The organism is Lentilactobacillus rapi DSM 19907 = JCM 15042 (assembly GCF_001436255.1).
Taxonomy (GTDB): Bacteria; Bacillota; Bacilli; order Lactobacillales; family Lactobacillaceae; genus Lentilactobacillus; species Lentilactobacillus rapi.
On sequence record NZ_AZEI01000001.1, the window covers coordinates 1 to 19,108 of the forward strand.

At 44.6% G+C, this 19,108-nt stretch carries 10 protein-coding genes; 9 read left to right on the forward strand and 1 reads right to left on the reverse strand.

The window, feature by feature from the left end:
• The 6 genes from FD12_RS13965 to FD12_RS00030 all read left to right on the forward strand — a co-directional run.
• A partial coding sequence (locus tag FD12_RS13965; protein ID WP_235809028.1) for a DUF5776 domain-containing protein occupies positions 1-1,761 on the forward strand: 1,761 nt, incomplete at its 5' end.
• 533 nt (positions 1,762-2,294) lie between these two features.
• Entirely contained in the window at positions 2,295-3,362 is a 1,068-nt protein-coding gene (locus FD12_RS00010; protein ID WP_056980958.1) for a KxYKxGKxW signal peptide domain-containing protein, read from the forward strand.
• Between the two features lie 208 nt (positions 3,363-3,570).
• On the forward strand, positions 3,571-9,732 hold the full coding sequence (locus tag FD12_RS00015; RefSeq protein WP_156404055.1) for a DUF5776 domain-containing protein: 6,162 nt from the start codon (positions 3,571-3,573) through the stop codon (positions 9,730-9,732).
• Positions 9,733-9,920: 188 nt separating this feature from the next.
• On the forward strand, positions 9,921-11,477 hold the full coding sequence (locus tag FD12_RS00020) for a glycosyltransferase family 4 protein (RefSeq protein WP_054748864.1): 1,557 nt from the start codon (positions 9,921-9,923) through the stop codon (positions 11,475-11,477).
• Positions 11,478-11,480: 3 nt separating this feature from the next.
• Positions 11,481-12,986 carry an accessory Sec system glycosyltransferase Asp1 gene (gene asp1, locus FD12_RS00025; RefSeq protein WP_056980962.1) on the forward strand — a complete coding sequence of 502 codons (1,506 nt, stop codon included), beginning with the start codon at positions 11,481-11,483 and terminating at the stop codon, positions 12,984-12,986.
• 8 nt (positions 12,987-12,994) lie between these two features.
• Entirely contained in the window at positions 12,995-13,945 is a 951-nt protein-coding gene (locus tag FD12_RS00030; RefSeq protein ID WP_082622102.1) for an NAD-dependent epimerase/dehydratase family protein, read from the forward strand.
• Positions 13,946-14,051: 106 nt separating this feature from the next.
• Here the strand turns inward: FD12_RS00030 and FD12_RS14020 are convergent, their stop codons facing one another.
• On the reverse strand, positions 14,052-14,210 hold the full coding sequence (locus tag FD12_RS14020) for an SPJ_0845 family protein (RefSeq protein ID WP_164480504.1): 159 nt from the start codon (positions 14,208-14,210) through the stop codon (positions 14,052-14,054).
• Positions 14,211-14,467: 257 nt separating this feature from the next.
• On the opposite strand from FD12_RS14020, the gene FD12_RS00035 reads away from it, so the two are divergent.
• The 3 genes from FD12_RS00035 to uvrC all read left to right on the forward strand — a co-directional run bounded on the left by FD12_RS00035 (position 14,468) and on the right by uvrC (position 19,026).
• Positions 14,468-15,937, forward strand: a complete 1,470-nt coding sequence (locus tag FD12_RS00035) for an ABC transporter substrate-binding protein/permease (RefSeq protein WP_056980964.1) — start codon at positions 14,468-14,470, stop codon at positions 15,935-15,937.
• The gene (locus FD12_RS00040) at positions 15,927-16,676 is read left to right on the forward strand and encodes an amino acid ABC transporter ATP-binding protein (protein ID WP_056980967.1); all 750 of its coding nucleotides are present in this window, start codon (positions 15,927-15,929) and stop codon (positions 16,674-16,676) included. Before FD12_RS00035 ends, FD12_RS00040 begins: the two co-directional genes overlap by 11 nt.
• A gap of 517 nt (positions 16,677-17,193) precedes the next feature.
• Entirely contained in the window at positions 17,194-19,026 is a 1,833-nt protein-coding gene (uvrC, locus tag FD12_RS00045; protein ID WP_056980969.1) for an excinuclease ABC subunit UvrC, read from the forward strand.
• Positions 19,027-19,108 lie beyond the last annotated feature (82 nt).

Genomic DNA, 19,108 nt, shown 5'->3' on the forward strand with positions numbered 1-19,108 from the left:
GCGGAAAAGCAAAAAGGATTTGCTACTAACGGTGAAACAGTTGCCAGTGATGCGGCTGGTCGGGCAACGGCCATTAGTACCGCAGATAGTGCGGCAGCCAGTGCGGCCGCAGCGGCCACCAGTGCCGCCAACGCGAACACATCAGCTCAATCAGCTGCTTCTAATGCAGCCAGTGATGCTAGTGATGCAGATTATGCAGCTGGCAAAGATTCCAACAACCCTGCCGTTCAAAGCGCTGCTGCCGACGCCGATGCTGCCGCTAAGGCTGCATCAGAAGCCGCTATAAAGGCTGCGTCTGATGCTCAATCAGCTGCCGATGCATCAACAAATGCCAAGAATGCAGCGAGTGATGCTGCTGCGGCATCAAACGCAGCTTCCGCTCAAGATGCTGCCAACAAAGCAACGTCAGCAGGTAAATCTGGTGCTTCAGCTGCTTCAGCTGCAGCGGATCAAAACAATTCAGCTGCAGCTGATGCCAAGAAGGCTGCTAGCGATGCCAGTGCTGCCACGTCAATGGCCGTAAGCGATGGCATCAAAGCAGCAAGCGATGCGGCTAAGAGTTCAAGTGACGCTGCTAATGGTGCCAACTCATATGATTCAAAGGCTGCCCATGCTGCCAGTCAAGCAGCTAGTGTTGCTTCTGAAGATGCCAATGCAGCAAGTTATGCTAAGAAAGCCGCCAGTGATTCATCTCGAGTTGCTTCTGATGCGGTTGATGCAGCCAGTGACGCTAGTGATGCCAAAGTGGCTGCCAGCGATGCCAAATCGTTATCTGATGAAGCTGCTTCTGATGCGGCTGCCGGAGACAAAGCTGGAGCTTCAAATGCTTACAATGATTTCTGGAACAAGGTAAGTGCAGCGAGTGATGCTGCCAAAGCCGCTTCAGCTGCTGAAAGTGATGCCGAGAAGTATGCTAACGATGCAATTTCTGCTGCTGGTAAAGCAACCAGTATTGCGAATAGTGATGCTGCTGCTCGAGCAACCTCTGGTAGTGCAGCTGTTCCGAGTCAGGCACCAAGTGCTAATAATCAATTTAGTCAGGAAGCTGCTGTGCCAAGTCAAAATGAGTACGTCGGTTACTACACCAAGTTGGTAACCGATACGATCATAACGAAGCACGATATGTATCGTTACAGTGGTAAGAAGTTTGCTAAGGCTAAAAAGATTGGCTTCGTTCCAAAGGGCTCAGTCCTTCACGTTATCATGATTGATACGAGTGGTGATACGACGAGATTCCTTCTTCGAGATGGTTCATATGTGACCGCCCTGAAATCATTTGATAAGTTTGTTTCAATCAAGGCTGGTTACCGCATTGATACTGAGGGTACTTGGTACATCTCTTCCAAGAAGGGTGTTTACGAACACACTGGTAGGACGTTCAAGCATTCTAAGCGAGTTCGTTACCTGCGAAAGGGAACCGTTCTGAAGGTTAGAAGAGTTGTTAAGAGTGGTTCACTCACTCGGTTCCAGTTAACGAATGGTCGTTATGTAACCGCCAAGTCAACAATGGTTAAGCAACTTAAGAAGACCCATAAGACATTTAGTTATGTCTCTTCTAAGAAGGTTCACGTGGTGAATGCAAAGGGTGCTTACCAATATCAATCACCTGATTTTAAGAAACGTGATCGAATTTCAGCCGTTAAGAAGGGCCAGACACTTAAAGTTAAAGCTGTGGTTCTGGATGGCAGTAAGAGTCGTTTCCAATTGACTAATGGTCATTACGTAACTGCAAACGTAAAGTTTGTGAGAAATAATAAATAACTCATAATTGTGGATGATGTTGATGATAAGCATACTAATATTATTAATATCTTCCACCGATATATGAGTAGAGGAGCAGACGAGAAAGAAAATTCCCGCCTGCTCCTTTTTTGGGTGAAATTTACAATTTTTGTGCCATAAAAACCGCTAAATTTTAGGAAATTGAATGTAAAAATAATCAAAAAGTATTCATCGTTAGATAACTTATTGCTTCTGGAATACGCTGGGTAATTTTAAATTTTGGTGAGAAAAATTCAACGTATTTGTTTAAAACGTTATAGGAAAGTAAAATCCCTATTTTTACGTAACATTGCTAAAATAGCGTCCCACGGGGCTGGATGAAGAAAAGTAGTTAACACAATGCATATAAAAATCGGTAAAAAAGTGAAGAAAAGTAAGCAGTAATTTCGCATGTTAATTGATGAATGTGTTATCATATAATCATCAATCTGGGGAATGTATCAGATTAAATTTAATATTTTTTGCAAGTTTTTAGTATTGTTTTTATGCAATGTACGATAGGGGGTACATAAATGGGAGGAAGAAACTCTTCTAGAAACAATCTGTGGGGGAAGTCTGATAAAACGGGTTTACACTACAAAATGTATAAGGTTGGCAAGAAATGGGTATTTGCCAGCCTATTTATGCTGTCTTTAGGTTCTTTTATGCTGTCGGATGTTTCAGTTCGTGCTGATACACAAGCTGAATTAGCAACGTCTGAAAACAGCACCAAGGCAACTTTAACTGAGGCGGCAAGTGAGAATACAAGTTCGCAGGCCCCAAAGAGTGATACCACAAGCACGACAACCCAAGCTGATTCAACTGATACCAACCAGACATCTGGTGCAGCCAGTGAATCAGCTCAAAGCACTAGTGCAAAGAGTACCGATACGACATCTGCTGCAACTCAGGAAACGACCAAAGCTGCTGATACGGCAACTAATGTAGCCAGTGAAGTAGCTTCTACAGCGTCCGATGGAACAGCAACGAGTGATGCAAAACAGGCTTCAACTACAACATCAACTAGTGATGGTTCAGCTGCAGCTTCAACTGATGCCACATCCGCGAGCTCAGCTGCAGTGACGTCAGCAGCACCTGATGCCGTTAACTCAGATGGTACCAGCCAGGCAGTAAGTGATGCTGCCAAAACGACGAGTGATGCTACCAAGGCCGCAAGTACGGTAAAATCTGCCGCAGCTAAATCAACAACGGCCAGTGATACAGCTGCTACATTAGCTGCTGCACTTAAAGCAAACGGTGCAACTTTAAACGGCTCAACTATCGATGCCTCCAAGCTAACCAGTGATCAGCTGGCCGCTGTTAAGACTGCTGTTGCTGCCTCTGGTCAGAAAATTACGATTAGTGAAACGAATGAGCAGCAGTTGGCAGATAATGAGGCTGATCAGGTATTTGCTGACTTGCTGAAAAAAAATAACCTGACTCAGGATAATAATGGCACCATTGATATCACTGGCTTGTCATCAAACGAAATCGTTGCTTTGAAAGCAGCTGCAGTTAAGACTGGTAAACCGGTAACACTTGCGCTGTCAGAAGCTGAACCAGCTCTTACGACTGATAGTTTGAAAACAATAGTGAACTAATATTGACACTGCCTCAGATGCATATACCAAAGCTTTAGATGCATATAACAAGGCAGCAGCCGCTGACAAAGCTGCAGCACAAACGGCTTTAGACACGGCCAAATCTAATTTGACAGCTGCTCAGACGGCCTTCACAGACTTTATAAATGCGGTTAAAGCAAGTAATTCAAGCGATTTTTCTGCTGGATATAATACTGCAAAGAATGATTTGGATTATAAAGGAGTCTTTAATAACCAATCGGTTCCGACCGACTCAGGTCAAATTCCAATGTTGGCGAATATCTTGGATGAATATCAAGATACCAATGGCACCATGTTTCAATTTGGAATTGATGTACTAACTGGGAAACAGAATACTAACCCAGGCAATGTAGCTTGGAAAAATTGGAATACGATTACTGGCAAATCGCTTGCATGGTATGTCGGATATGCTTCAACGATTGGTAATTTTGGTCAACAGGTTAGTGATTACCTCACCCAAGTTAAGAATGAAGTTCAGGATCCTGATAATGCTAAGACATTAGTCCAAACCCCAAGCTTTGTAATATCGGGATTATTTGGAATATCCTCTGATTATACGGGTGGATATAATCCCAGCGACTTGAATAATAATGATGATGTTTTTTCAGCACTGGGTAGTGGTGTTCAACAATTAATCCAGATGATTAATGGTGCTCTTGGCGGTAAGAATACGACAGCCCGGAATCCTAATATTTTCAAATACACACCTAATGGTTCTGATTCGGCTATTAATACAATGGCTAGTAAAGCCATTACCAATGTTAATAACTTAATTGCTATGGCACTTTCACAAATTCAAAATGCGATTATTAATCAAGCACTTTCTGATATTCGGTCTGTTGGGGGCAGTCAAAGTGACGATACAGGTTCTTCAGTTACACTTCCTCAAAGATTAAGCGATGCTATGGCACTAAATACACCATTACTATCAATTGCCAAAATGTTTGGTTTTAGTGGGGCCATTAACTCTAGCGTTGTTAACCAAGTTTATTTGTCAATTGCTAAAGGTATTAGAACCACTATTAACACTAATTTTCAACAAGGAATGTCAGAAGCTATTTCTGTTGCAATGAACGGATATGCCACTGTACATGATGATGCTACAAATACAGATACTAAAAAAACTGATGCTGATTTTGATAACGACTTTAAGAGTCTCAAGGGCTATTCTGATAATGTATTGGGTAAAATTGGCAAAGATATAAATCCTGAGGGGCTGGCTTCGAATGGTCAGGCGTATAGTGACATTATCAGGTTTGTTCAGGCTGTTGGCTATGCTTATGGTAAGAAATTAGCACCTTCAATCCTAGCGATGGCTGCCAAAAATGCAATGACTGATAATGGAAGTACAGATGCTATTACCATTATTAATAATCTTCATGATCAAGGCGTCATTAATGATAAGGAATATGCTCAATTAACCACTGTTACCACTGGTAAGGATAGCAATGGCAATACCATTACATCATTTTATGATGATGGGGATGCTATGAAGAATTACCAAGCTAATCCGCTTGGTGCTCAGAACACAATATTAGCAATTTATAATGCTGAAGTTAACGCCATCAAACAAGCTATCAGCGACTTTAATGCTAATCCAAATATTACTATTGATAGTAATAAAATTCAGTTTGTTAATCAGGGAACTGCTGGAAACAATGTTTATGATACTGATACAAAGACAATGTCGGTATCGACTGCGACTAGTGTTGCCGTTGGCGATTATGCAAACGTGTTAGCTTATTTGCAAAGCTCTAATGCTGCTAAAAAAGGACAAGCTGATGCCGATTCAACTTCTCATAGCCAGAAAGATGGCAAGGTGGCCGATACCACGACGGTTAACGGTAATACTACGTTTAAGGGTGACACGACTCTTCTGGGAACGGACCAGTTAAAAGCTAATCTTGATGCGTTAGTTCAAGGCTTAGGTGATTCAGCAAAGAGTGTGCTTGGCGAATATTACATGAAGGCATACAACGCTGAAGCCAAATTGGCTAACGCTGCTTTTGCTGCTGGTCAACAAGCAGCAAATGAGCAAGCAAAGAGTGATTACTTCAAGAAAAATGGAACCCTTCCGACAGCTACGGTGGGGGATGACTCTATTTCCACCAAGGTTGGCGATATAAGTTACAGTGGCGCTAATGATGGGACTGCCTCAGACTATAGTTCAACTTCTGGTTTGGGAGGTTTCGCCAGCGGAACAGCCTTCGTAGATGGTTATGTCAAGAATACTCAAGCTGCTATCAAGAATGCATTGGATGATATTTATAATGATACTCATGTTCAAGCGTCGAATGCGGCAAGCGATGCATCACGAGCCAGTGACGCTGCGGATTCTGCAAATGCTTATGCTTCCGCAGCATCCAATGCAGCTCTCGTTACTCCAAATAATTCGGCGGTTGCTAGTGATGCGGCCGCTGCAGCAAATGCGGCTGCTTCTGCCAACGAGCAGGCTGTCGCTGCTAAAAAGAGTGCATCGGATGCAGCTATCCAGGAGAAGATAGCTAGCGCTGCAGCTGCTGGAGATGGTAATGCTTCAGATGCCAAAGCAGCCAATGTGGCAGAAAGTACCGCTACCTCTGATGCTTCTGATGCTAAGATTGCTGCTGATAAAGCCGAGAACGAACGTGATATTGCTTCTAATGCTGCCAAGGATGCTAATAACACTGTTACTAAAGTTTTAGCTAATAGTGCTGCTTCTGATGCTAAGGATAATGCTACCAAAGCAATTGATGCTGCTAAAGATGCCAATGACGCTGCTAATGATGCAGCGGCCAAGAATGCCGCTTCAGATATTGCCGCTAAGCGGGAACAAGCTAATGCGGACGCTTCGGCAGCAGCCGATCGGGCCACTTCAGCGGCCAGTGATGCCAAGATTGCCAGTGATGCGGCTGATAAAGCTGCCAGTGATGCTTCAGCAGCCAGCGATGCGGCAGTGAAGAATCCAAATGTCAAGAGTGATGCCGATAAAGCGGCTAGTGCCGCCAGTGATGCTAAACAGGCAGCGAAATCAGCTGCCTCGGATGCGGATCAAGCGGTTAGTGCCGCCACTTCAGCGGCCAGTGCCGCCAGTGATGCGCAAAGTGCCGCTGACCCAACCAGTGATGCCGCAGCCGCTAGTGATGGCAACAAAGTCGCCAGTGATGCGGCGGATGATGCCAAGGCCAATAGTGGTAAGGCTACCGCTGGTGCTAAAGATGCCAATGACGCTGCTAATGATGCGGCGGCCAAGAATGCCCAAAGTGATGCCAATAAGGAAGCGGCTAGCGATGCGGCTAAAGATGCCAGTGCCGCTAGTGATGCCGCTTCGAACGCAGCCAAAGATGCCAGTGCGGCCAGTGATGCAGCCAAGAATGATTCGGCTGCTAATAGCGATGCAAGTAAAGCTGCTAGTGCTGCGAGTGCAGCCAGTGATGCCGCTAGTGCGGCTTCCAAAGCGGCCAGCGATGCAAGTAAAGCCGCCAGTGATGGTGATGCGAATGCGGCTTCTAATGCGGCCAGTGATGCTAGCAAAGCGGCCAGCGATGCCAATAAGGCAGCGAGTGATGCCAGTGCAGCTGCGAGTGATGCAGCTTCCAAAGCCGCTGATAGTAAAGCGGCGAGTGACACCAGCAAGGCCGGCAGTGATGCAAGTAAAGCGGCCAGTGATGCTAGTAAAGTAGCTTCCGATGCCTCGAAGAGTGCCTCGGATGCCAACAAAGCGGCCTCGGATGCGGCCAGTGATGCCAGCAAGGCCGCCAGTGACGCGGCCAGCGATGCATCAGCCGCCAGTGACGCTTCTAAAGCAGCGAGCGCTGCTTCGGATGCCAACAAAGCGGCCAGTGATGCTAGCAAGGCAGCGAGTGACGCCTCGAAGAGTGCCTCGGATGCCAGCAAAGCGGCCAGCGACGCCTCGAAAGCGGCTAGTGATCAAAGCAAAGCGGCCAGTGATGCAAGTAAAGCGGCCAGTGATGGTGATACCAGTACAGCTTCTGATGCGGCGAGTGCCGCCAGCAAGGCGGCCAGCGATGCCAGCAAAGCCGCTTCGGATGCTTCTAAAGCAGCGAGTGACGCCTCGAAGAGTGCCTCGGATGCTAGCAAAGCTGCTTCGGATGCTAATAGCTCAGCAAGTGACGCTTCCGAAGCAGCTAAGGATGCCGCTTCGAAGGTAGCGAGTGATGGTGCCAAAGCGTCCAGTGATGCGGCTAAAGATGCCAGTGCCGCTAGTGATGCCGCTTCGAACGCAGCCAAAGATGCCAGTGCGGCCAGTGATGCAGCCAAGAATGATTCGGCTGCTAATAGCGATGCAAGTAAAGCTGCTAGTGCTGCGAGTGCAGCCAGTGATGCCGCTAGTGCGGCTTCCAAAGCGGCCAGCGATGCAAGTAAAGCCGCCAGTGATGGTGATGCGAATGCGGCTTCTAATGCGGCCAGTGATGCTAGCAAAGCGGCCAGCGATGCCAATAAGGCAGCGAGTGATGCCAGTGCAGCTGCGAGTGATGCAGCTTCCAAAGCCGCTGATAGTAAAGCGGCGAGTGACACCAGCAAGGCCGGCAGTGATGCCAGCAAAGCAGCCAGTGACGCTAGTAAAGTAGCTTCCGATGCCTCGAAGAGTGCCTCTGATGCCAACAAAGCGGCCTCGGATGCGGCCAGTGATGCCAGCAAGGCTGCTAGTGACGCGGCCAGCGATGCCTCCGCTGTGAGTGATGCAAGTAAAGCAGCTTCCGCTGCGAGTGATGCTTCTAAGGCAGCCAGTGACGCTAGCAAAGCCGCCAGTGACGCTTCGAAGAATGCGAGTGATGCTTCTAAGGCAGCCAGTGATGCCTCGAAGGCTGCTAGTGATCAAAGCAAAGCGGCTAGCGACGCAAGCAAAGCCGCCAGTGATGGTAATTCGGATATGGCTTCAAGTGCGGCCAGTGATGCTTCTAAGGCAGCCAGCGACGCTAGTAAGGCTGCTTCGGACGCCAGCAAGGCGGCCAGTGATGCCTCAAATAGTGCTTCGGACGCCAGCAAAGCAGCTAGTGACGCCAACAAGGCAGCCAGCGATGCCAGTGACGCCGCTAGCGACGCTGCCTCGAAGGTAGCAAGTGATGGTGCCAAAGCCGCCAGTGATGCGGCCAAGGATGCCAGTGCGGCTAGTGATGCCGCTTCAAACGCAGCTAAAGATGCTTCAAAGGCAAATAGTTCAGCCAGTGATGCCAATAAAGCGGCCAGTGATGCAAACAAAGCAGCGAGTGGTGATTCCAACGCTGCAAGTGCTGCGAGTGATGCCAATAAGGCGGCTAGCGATGCAAGTAAAGCGGCCAGTGCCGCCAGCAAGGCTGCAAGTGATGCTTCAAAAGCAGCCAGTGATGCCAGCAGGGCGGCGTCCGATGCTTCAAAAGCAGCCAGCGAGGGTAGAGCAAGTGATGCCAGTAAAGCAGCCAGCGATGCCAATAAGGCAGCGAGTGATGCCAGCAAGGCAGCCAGTGATGCCAATAGTTTCGCTATTGACGCTTCTAAAGCAGCGAGTGATGCAAGTAAAGCTGTTTCCAATGCAATCTCGACGGCAGCGAGTGATGCCGCTAGAAATGTGATGCCTGATGCTTCTGATCAGGGTGGTAAGAGTGCTGCAAGTGCATCTAACAACGTGGATAATTCTGGTGTATGGACGTCCGAAAATGCTGATACTGTTCATTCGACAAGTACGGATTACTACGCCGACTTGAAGACCAAATCAATCCTAACCAAACACGGTCTCTACAGATATGGTGGTAAGAAGTTTGCGACCGCCAAAAAGCTGGGGTACGTTGCCAAGGGATCAGTTCTCCATGTTGTTAAGATTGTGAAGAGTGGTAAGACAACTCGATTTATCCTCAGTGATGGTTCATATGTAACTGCCTTGAAGTCATTCAGCACGTTTGTCTCAATCAAGACAGGTTACAAGGTCGATGCCAAGGGTACGCTGTACATTTCTTCTAAGAAGGGTGTCTATGAGTATACTGGGAAGACATTCAAACATTCTAAGAAGGTACGCCACTTGAAGAAAGGAACCGTCATCCACGTTAAGAGAGTCGTTAAGAACGGTTCAGTAACGAGGTTCCAATTGACAAACGGTCTTTACGTCACAGCTAAAGCCTCGATGATTAAGCAATTGAAGAAGACTAATAAGTCATTCAGATATGCCGAAACCAAAACGGTACGAGTTGTGAACGCTAAGGGTGTTCATCAATACAAATCAACCAATTTTCAGAAGCGTAATCGTACCATCACACTCAAGAATGGAACGGTTCTAAAAGTTGACGCAGTTGTTTTGAGCGGTAACAAGACTCGTTTCCAATTGACGAATGGTCATTATGTAACTGCTAATGTTAAATTTGTTAAAAACGTTTAGTTCCAGTAAACAAAATGCATAATATCAGAGTTTAGACTGTTTGAAGGTGACTTCAAGCGATATAATTAATGGTATATGACAAAGTTGTTCACTCGGAACCGGTTTGAATCATTAATTCAAATCGAAAAAGCAGACGAGGCAACAGTCTCGTCTGTTTTTATACATAATTAAATAATGGAGGGGAATTTATGTACTATTTCATTAATACGACGGTTACCATGCAGCAATCAGGAGTTGGGCACGCGCAAATGAAGCGGTTTGATCTCTTCAAAAAGCATGGCATGCCGGTCAAAATCCTAACCACCAATTTTGACCGTTCGGTGGTTCCGGCTTTACGACATGCTGGAGTCGATAATAAGCACGCCGTTAATATGTTCGATTTCTTTGGGGGAACAGAAAATGTTGAATCCAAAGACTTTGGTATCAAAGATCTGGGCATATCAGACAGTTTTGATGTTCAAAAAACTGAGGATGGTCATTATGACGTTTATCGTGATAAACAGCGACTGATGCAAATTAGTATGCGAACCGATAATCCCAACAATATTGATGCAGTGACTTATTATGATTCGCTTAAACGAGTTATTGAAGTCGATTGGTGGGATCCCCGCGGTTATCGATCTTTGCAGCAATTATATGATCGTCAAGGGAAAGTTCGTGCTGAACGAGTATTTAATGACAAAGGCCGAATGTTTTATGAAACCTTCCATTTTGGCAAGCAATATGATGAAATCGACAATAGTCTTTACCGGATTCAGGGATTTAACGGTAATGACTGGGAATTTGACGGCTTCAAAAACATGGTTCAGTTCTTCTTGGACGAGTTAGTTAAGCGAGATCATGAGCAAGGTGTGAATGACATCTTTGTGAGTGATGCCAGCTTGGAATTATCCTGGCCGATTTTACAGATGCATGAGAGAGCGTTCAAGACGATGCAGCTTCACAGTAACCATACGAACGATCCCGTGGAAACTCAACACTCTGGCCTTAACTATAACTATGAGTATGCTTTAAATAATTTCACTAAATGGCAAGGGATGATTGCGCCGACTGCTACTCAAGCTCACAATGTAGAGCGGCGCTTCGGTGACAAGCCGAGAACGTATGTCATTCCTGTTGGTGTGGTTCCAGATGAATTGATGCGCAAGCCAAAGCAAGATTTTAGCAAGCGAGAAAAAGGCAAAATTGTCATGATTGCCCGGCTTTCACATGAAAAGCGAATTGACCATGCCATCAAGGCAGTGGCTCAAGTGGTCAAAAAAGTGCCGGGAGTAACCCTGGATATTTATGGCTATGCAAATGACAAGTCTGGGGATAATGCCAAAAAGTTGGTTAATGATCTCAATCTAAAGAAAGTTGTTTCGTTCAAAGGCTACACTCAAAATATTAGTGCCGTATATGACAATGCTCAGCTTTCAATTCTAACCAGTACAGCTGAAGGGCTGCCATTATCGTTAATTGAAGCCCAGTCACACGGGGTACCGCTTGTTTCCTATGATATTAATTATGGTCCTCGAGACATCATTAATGATGGCAAGGACGGTCTACTTGTTAAGCCTGGCGACATCGATGCAATGGCCGAGGCAATTATTAAGTTAATGAGTAATGATCAGTTGCGTGAACAATTTAGCGACCAAGCTTACGAATCCCGTCATAAGTATTCTGAGGATAATGTCTGGAAGCAATGGTTGATTATGGACGCAGATGCTCAGAAATACTTTGAAACAGTTAAGGAGGGCCAATAAGCGATGTATTACTTTGTAAACGAATATTTATACCCAATGAACTCAGGAATTGAACACGCTGAATTTAAACGGCTTAGTTTGTTTAAGAGCATGGGCGTTCCGGCCAAATTAGTGACTCGTGAATATGCTCCTCAACTGCATCGGACAATGGAAAAGTTTGGGTTGAAGTCCGATGATGTCGTCAACATGTTTGACTTTTTTCAAGGGGCCGTTAATCGCGAAACAAAAAAGGCCTTGATTAAGGATGCTCATATCAATCCAACCTACGAGATTGATCCGGATCCTTCCATTAGTAAAGTATATCGGGCCAACCTATTGAATAATCGGGTTATCTTTATGGGTGGGACGTTTGGCCAACTTGATACCCGAGAATATTTTGATAAGTATCAAAACTTTATCAAGGCAGAAATGTGGGATTGGCGCGGATTTAAATCGTCCGTTAAGTATTATGATGCTGATCGCAAAGTCATTCGTGACGAATATTTGGATGTCGACGGCAACGTTGTCATCGAGGCGTCATATGGTGGTGAGGGCACATCTCAAGCTGATATGACGTTTATCAAGCTGGTTAATTACAAAGGCCAGGATTACTTCTTTGGCAACATTGACGAGCTTTATACATTTTTCTTGAATGAGCTTGATAAGAGTGAGACACCCGGACAAAATACCTTCATCGCCGATCGTCCGTTGACGACATACAAGCCGGTGATGAATATCAATAGTCGTTCACGTAAGTACATCTTCATGCCAATGATCCAAACTGACCAGAAGTATTCGCTGGCGTTGGGACAACTGAATGACATTTATACCTACGCATTCGATAAAAATAATATTGAAAAGTTGAGTGGAATCATCGTGGCCACTAAGGAGCAACAGGAAGATGTGACCGAACATATCAAGAAGAAAATTGGGGCGGACATTCCTGTATTAGCATTACCAGCTGCAACGGTTGACGGCGTTCAACAACCCACTACCGACAAGCAGAACCAGATCATTTTCGTTGGGCGGCTTGGTAATGATAAAGGCATTATTCGAATGATTGAGACCTTCAAAGAAATTCATAATCATGAAAGTGACATGAAATTTTTGGTTTATGGTTATGGGCCAGCTGAAAAGGATGCCAAGCAAAAGGCTAAAGACCTTGGGATTGACGACGTAGTTGAATTTAAAGGTTACCAGATTGATTTGGCTGACGCTTATTCCGCCTCTAAGCTATTTATCACCCCAACTCCGGTTGATATTGAACCTTTGGCTTTGACAGAAGCTGCCAGCTACGGTTTGCCACTGGTTGCCTTTAATATTGCCTATGGGCCAAGTGAAATCATCCGGGATGGTTGGAATGGGCTCCTATTCAAAGATGGAGAAACTAAAGAAATGGCCGAAGGAATTGTCGCTTTACTGCGAGACCACGATCGAATGGCTGAATATTCTGAGAATGCTAAGAAGACCGCTGAGAAGTTCAGCAACGCCGAGGTTGCCAAGGACTGGCAACAAGCAGTCATCAAGTAGGGAGAAGTGTGAAATGTTTGGCTGATAATATTTTAGTGACCGGGGGAGCTGGATTTATTGGCTCAACTTTGGTGCGTGACTTGATCGAGAAGGGCAATACCGTAACCGTGGTCGATGATTTGTCGATGGGACGGTTATCGAACTTACCTGAATCTGATCAGCTGACCTTCTATCAAAAGTCGATTATCGACCGGAAGTTCATGGATGACTTATTGATAAAACATCAATTTGATTATATTTATCTTTTAGCCGCTGTTGCCAGTGTTGCTGATACAATTGAACGACCTGAAGTGACTCACCAAATTAATCAAGATGCCAATTTATGGATTATGGAGACCTTGAGGAGAAATCAACTACGACCCAAAAAGGTTATCTTCACATCTTCCGCGGCGGTTTATGGCGATGATCCAGATCAACCCAAAAGTGAGCACTCACGGATTGTGCCGTTATCACCATACGCCATTGATAAATTCGCTTCTGAACGGTTTGTGATCGATTATGGTCAGTTGTATGGACTGAACACGGCAGCCACGAGGTTCTTTAACGTGTATGGGCCCAGGCAAAATCCTAGTTCGCCATACTCAGGCGTATTGTCGTTGATTACTCAGCGGTTGCAAGACGGTCAGCTATTTACGCTATTTGGGGATGGGACCCAGTCACGAGATTTTGTCTATGTAGGCGATGTTGTTTCGGCATTACAACTAATTGCCGATACCCCAGACTCAAATGGCCAAGTGTACAACGTGGCAACGGGTCATTCTGTCTCATTAATAGAAACCATTCGGATTTTTGAGAAAATTTCGGGCGATAAACTAAAAATTGAATTTGCTGAACAACGCTTAGGCGATATTAAACGGTCAGAAGCAGATATCAGCAAGTTACAGAGTTTGGGATTTGAACCAAAGTTTGATTTGGAGACAGGACTGCGTAGATATTGGGAATTTAATCAGAATCATTAGCGCGAATGGCCGGAAACAGTTGTGAATAGTTTCCGGCTTTTTTAGACACAAAAAAGCCCACACCATTTCGGCATGGGATACATCGCATCATCTTTAAGCGATCAGATTACTTCTTATCTGGTCGTTTTTCATTTTTCTTTTTCTTGTCCTTATCCTTCTTGTCATGGCCTAAGAACTTGTCACGTTTATTATCGTTTGGGTCCATTTCAGCAAACTTACCGAACATTGCGTCTAAGTCGTTTTGACGATTGACTTTAAGTGACATTGAGTTCATCTCCTTATTCCTGTTACCACATTATAATAGCAAAATTTCCAGGTAATGTCATGCTTCTCAACTGCAAATTGCATATCCCCGATTATTTTGAATGGGATATGTATAAAAACAACTAATTCCAAATTTATATTGCATAAACAAAGAAACTGGTGTAACCTTGTTGTTATTATAAATTAGGGCAGCGGTGCAAAGCAGGGATCTACATCTAAGCGCTTTGCTCTGCTCACTTTTTGAGAGAAGGAAAGTTAATGAAGAAGAGCATTAAGGCAATTATTCAAGTCATTATTATGATCACTGCATTGTTTACGTTGACGGCATGGCAAGCAAGTAGTGCTTCAGCAGCGGATAACTCGTTGCAGCGGGTTAAGCAGCGAGGTGAGCTGATTATGGTTACCAGCCCGGATTATCCACCTTATGAATTTCAAGTGAATAAAGGCGGTAAGAGTCGAATTGTTGGGATGGATATTGATGTGGCAAAGAAGGTTGCCAGAGATCTCCACGTTAAATTGGTGATCAAAAGTATGAATTTTGATTCTTTGCTGGTTGCCATCCAAACAGGTAAGGCCGATATGGCAATCGGCGGAATCAATCCAACGGCGACCCGTCGCCAAAGCGTTGACTTTTCAAAGATTTATTACTCAGGTGGCCAAAGCTTCTTGATTAACTCAAGTGATGTCAACAAATATAAGAGTGTTAAGAATTTAAAAGGGGCCACGATTGGCGCGCAAACTGGAACTTTACAGTATGGATTAGCAAAAAAGAAAATTCCTAATTCAACGGTTAAAGGGATGGATAAATCGACCGATTTGGTTTTGGCCTTGAAGACCCACAAAATTGATGCGTTAGGAATCGAAAAGCCAAGTGCCGAAGCATACGTTAAGAATGATCCAAGCTTGAAGATGATCTCTTCTGGTTATCATTTGAATAAAAACGAGGTTGGAGCCGCTATTGCCTTTAAGAAGGGTTCCAATAGTTTGGTTAACGCAGTTAATAAGAGTATTGATCAGATTAAGCAGCAGCACCTGACTGATCAATACCTTGCCAGTGCCGGTAAGTACATGAAAGTTAACACAGTCAATACGTCAATGTGGCATTATTGGACTTACTTCGCCAAAGGGGTTGAGTTCACAATCCTGATTTCGATTGTCGCCACGTTCTTCGGTGTTTTGATTGGGGTTGTCTTGGCACTCATGCGTTTCAGCAAGCAAAAGTGGATTCGCGGCTTGGCAATTAGTTATACCGAGTTTATCCGAGGAACGCCTCTGATGGTTCAAGTCATGTTCGTTTACTTTGGAATTGGGGTGGTTGTCAATATTCCAGCGCTCATTTCAGGGATGATTGCCGTTTCATTAAATAGTGGGGCGTACGTTGCTGAAATTATCCGTGGAGGTATTAATTCAGTTGCCAAAGGTCAAACGGAAGCTGCCGAAAGTTTGGGGCTCTCTAAGAGTGACATGATGCGATTTGTTGTTTTGCCACAAGCGTTTAAGAACATCTGGCCAGCACTTGGAAATGAGTTTATTTCATTGATTAAGGAAAGTTCAATTGTCTCAATCATTGGCGTTACCGATTTGATTTATCAGTTGAACATTGTCCGTGCCGATACGTATCGGGGCGTTATCCCGATTTTCGTTGCGATGGTCTTGTACTTCATCATGACGTTTGCGTTGACGAGATTGCTGAACCATTACGAAGGGAAGATGAAACATGCAGGATAAAAAAATTCTTGAGGTAAAACATCTCAGTAAAAAATTTGGCCAAACGGATGTGTTGAAAGACATCGATGGCACTGTTAAATCCGGGCAGGTAATTTGTGTGATTGGTCCTTCTGGGGCTGGTAAAAGTACGTTCCTGCGCTGCTTGAACTTGCTTGAGAAGCCGACAAGTGGTGAAGTTAATTTCGAAGGGACAGATTTAACCAACGTTGATGATAAGCATCTGGTGAATCTCCGTGAACGGATGGGAATGGTGTTTCAGAGTTTTAACTTATTTCCAAATATGACGGTTTTAGAAAACTTGAAGTTGGCTCCAGTCCGGGTGAAGCATCTGTCAGATGAAGAGGCTGAGAAAACGGCCATGCATTTGTTGGGGCTGGTTGGTTTGAAAGAAAAGGCCCATGTCTATCCAAGCAGCCTATCAGGCGGCCAACAACAACGAGTGGCAATTGCCAGAGCCTTGGCAATGAATCCCGAAGTCATGTTGTTTGATGAGCCAACGAGTGCGCTGGATCCGGAAATGGTCGGCGAAGTATTGGAAGTTATGCAAAAGCTGGCTAATGAAGGAATGACGATGGTTGTCGTAACCCACGAAATGGGATTCGCCAAGGAAGTGGCCGATGAAGTCTGGTTCATGGCGGATGGCTACATCTTGGAAAAAGGTAAGCCTGAAGAATTGTTTGATAACCCACAGAATGAACGGGCAAAGGATTTTATTGGGAAGATTATTCAAAATGTGTAGAGTGCGAAAAGCAACGGTTTGACGCGGTTGTCTAAGAGGCCCTCAACTAAAAGCATGGTTTTTTGCTTTTAGTTGAGGGCCTCTTAGACAGTTAGCGTCAGTTGCTTTGAGCACGTTTCCACTATGTGGCAGGGAACTGAAATCATGGTTTTAGATTTCTACGGGGAAGCTCTTATATATTAAGCGACAGCTGGTCGAGGCACGTTTCCACTATGTAGCAGAGAACTAAAGCATGGTTTTTGCTTTTAGTTGAGGGCCTCTTAGACAGTTAGCGTCAGTTGCTTTGAGCACGTTTCCACTATGTGGCAGGGAACTGAAATCATGGTTTTAGATTTCTACGAGGAAGCTCTTATATATTAAGCGGCGACTAGCGAAACACCATCAACAAGTAGCAATGGTGCCTTTCAATCAATCATTGTCATATACAACTATTTTTATCAAAAAAGCTCCTTTCATTGAACAGAACATATATTCGAGTTATAATTTTAGGGTGAATATTTTGAAAGGGGTGAACTTTGTGGCGAGTGAATATTTGGAACATAAATTGTCACTGTTGCCGGACTTGCCGGGATGTTACCTGATGAAGGACATTAACGGCAAGATTATTTATGTCGGCAAAGCCAAAAACCTCAAGAACCGGGTTCGCTCTTATTTTAAGAGCAGCCATGAAGGGAAAACTGCCCGGTTAGTATCAGAAATCGCTGACTTTGAATATATTATTGTTTCAAGTGACAAAGAAGCATTTTTGCTTGAAATTACCTTGATTCAGAAGCATCGGCCGTACTTCAACATTAAATTAAAACAGGGGAATAATGGGTACCCCTACATTAAGATTACCAATGAACGCGATCCGCAAATTAAAATTGTCAACTCACTGCTCAAGGACGGCGGCTATTATTTTGGCCCATATCCCAATGTATATGCAGCTGAAGAGACGGTTAATTTTTTGCAGAAGGTTTACCCATTGCGAAGATGTAATGGCTTCCAAAATCGTCCCTGTCTCTACTATCATATGGGGCAATGTTTGGGTGCGTGTTTTAAAGTTGTCCCTGAAGAGAAATATGCCAAGCAAATTAAACGGATCAAGTCGTTTTTGAATGGTAACGTTGCTCATGCAAAACAAATGTTAACCGCAAGGATGGAGAAAGCGGCTGATAACATGGAGTACGAACGGGCTGCTGAAATTCGCGATCTGATTAAATATATTGAAATCACCGTCGAGAAACAAAAGATCATCTCAAACGATAATACGCCCCGTGATATCTTTAATTATTACATGGACAAGGGGTGGCTGTCGATTCAGGTATTCTTCATTCGCCAGTCTCGGTTGATGAAACGAGAAAAGCGATTGTTCCCAATTATTGACGATCCTGAAGAGGAAATGGTCAGTTTCATTTCTCAATTTTACAAACAAAAGAATCAGATTCTGCCCAAGGAGATTCTGGTGCCTAAATCATTGCCGGCTGACGTGATTAGTCACGTTGTTGAAGATGTGCCAGTCAGGACGCCGCAGCGGGGCCAGAAACGCGATTTGCTCGAGATGGCGGGAAAAAATGCCCAGTTGGTCTTAGAAGAGAAATTCCGCTTATTAGAGCTGGATGAAAGCAAGACCACTGGTGCTATGAAGGAACTCACCGACGCCATGGGGATTGCGCCTGGTCACAAAATTGAGGCGTTTGATCATTCCCATATTCAAGGAGCTGATCTGGTTTCTGCAATGGTCGTTTTTGTGGATGGTCAACCAAATAAGAATTTGTATCGGAAATATAAATTAAAAACAGTCGATCATGCTGACGAAGCCGCCAGTACGAAAGAGGTTATTCGGCGTCGATATTCGAGATTATTGAAGGAACACGCCGAGATGCCTGACCTTATTTTGATGGATGGAGGAACAATTCAGATGAATGCGGTCAAAGATGTGCTGGTCAATGAGCTGGATCTGCACATTCCGGTTGGTGGAATGGTTAAGAATGAACATCACCAAACGGCAGATTTATTGTTCGGTGACGCTGATACCCCACTGAAGCTGGATCCAAAGAGTCAGGGGTTTTACTTGCTTCAACGAATCCAAGATGAAGTTCACAGGTTTGCGATTACTTACCATCGAAAAGTGCATACCAAGAATTCACTGAGTTCTCGATTGGATGCAATTACGGGTGTCGGGCCAAAGACACGCAATAAGCTTCTGCGAAAATTTGGGTCTCTCAAACGAATTTCCGCAGCTTCACTTGATGATATTCGATCGCTGGGAATATCGGAAACTACAGCGCAAACCATCAAGTTTTCATTGAGTAAAATTGAAGAAGAACGCAAAGTAACTAATTACCAAGACAAAAAATTAACGCATTAAATGATAATAATTGATTCAGATTTCCAGATACCTTTGACCTAGCACGTTAAAGTCGGTATACTGCATAAGTATCTAAATGGTA

Bases quoted from the DNA above. Each gene is read 5' to 3' on its own strand.
- FD12_RS00010 (WP_056980958.1), top strand. From the start codon at position 2,295: ATGGGAGGAAGAAACTCTTCTAGAAACAATCTGTGGGGGAAGTCTGAT.
- FD12_RS00020 (WP_054748864.1), top strand. From the start codon at position 9,921: ATGTACTATTTCATTAATACGACGGTTACCATGCAGCAATCAGGAGTT.
- asp1 (WP_056980962.1), top strand. From the start codon at position 11,481: ATGTATTACTTTGTAAACGAATATTTATACCCAATGAACTCAGGAATT.
- FD12_RS14020 (WP_164480504.1), bottom strand. From the start codon at position 14,210: ATGTCACTTAAAGTCAATCGTCAAAACGACTTAGACGCAATGTTCGGT.
- FD12_RS00035 (WP_056980964.1), top strand. From the start codon at position 14,468: ATGAAGAAGAGCATTAAGGCAATTATTCAAGTCATTATTATGATCACT.
- FD12_RS00040 (WP_056980967.1), top strand. From the start codon at position 15,927: ATGCAGGATAAAAAAATTCTTGAGGTAAAACATCTCAGTAAAAAATTT.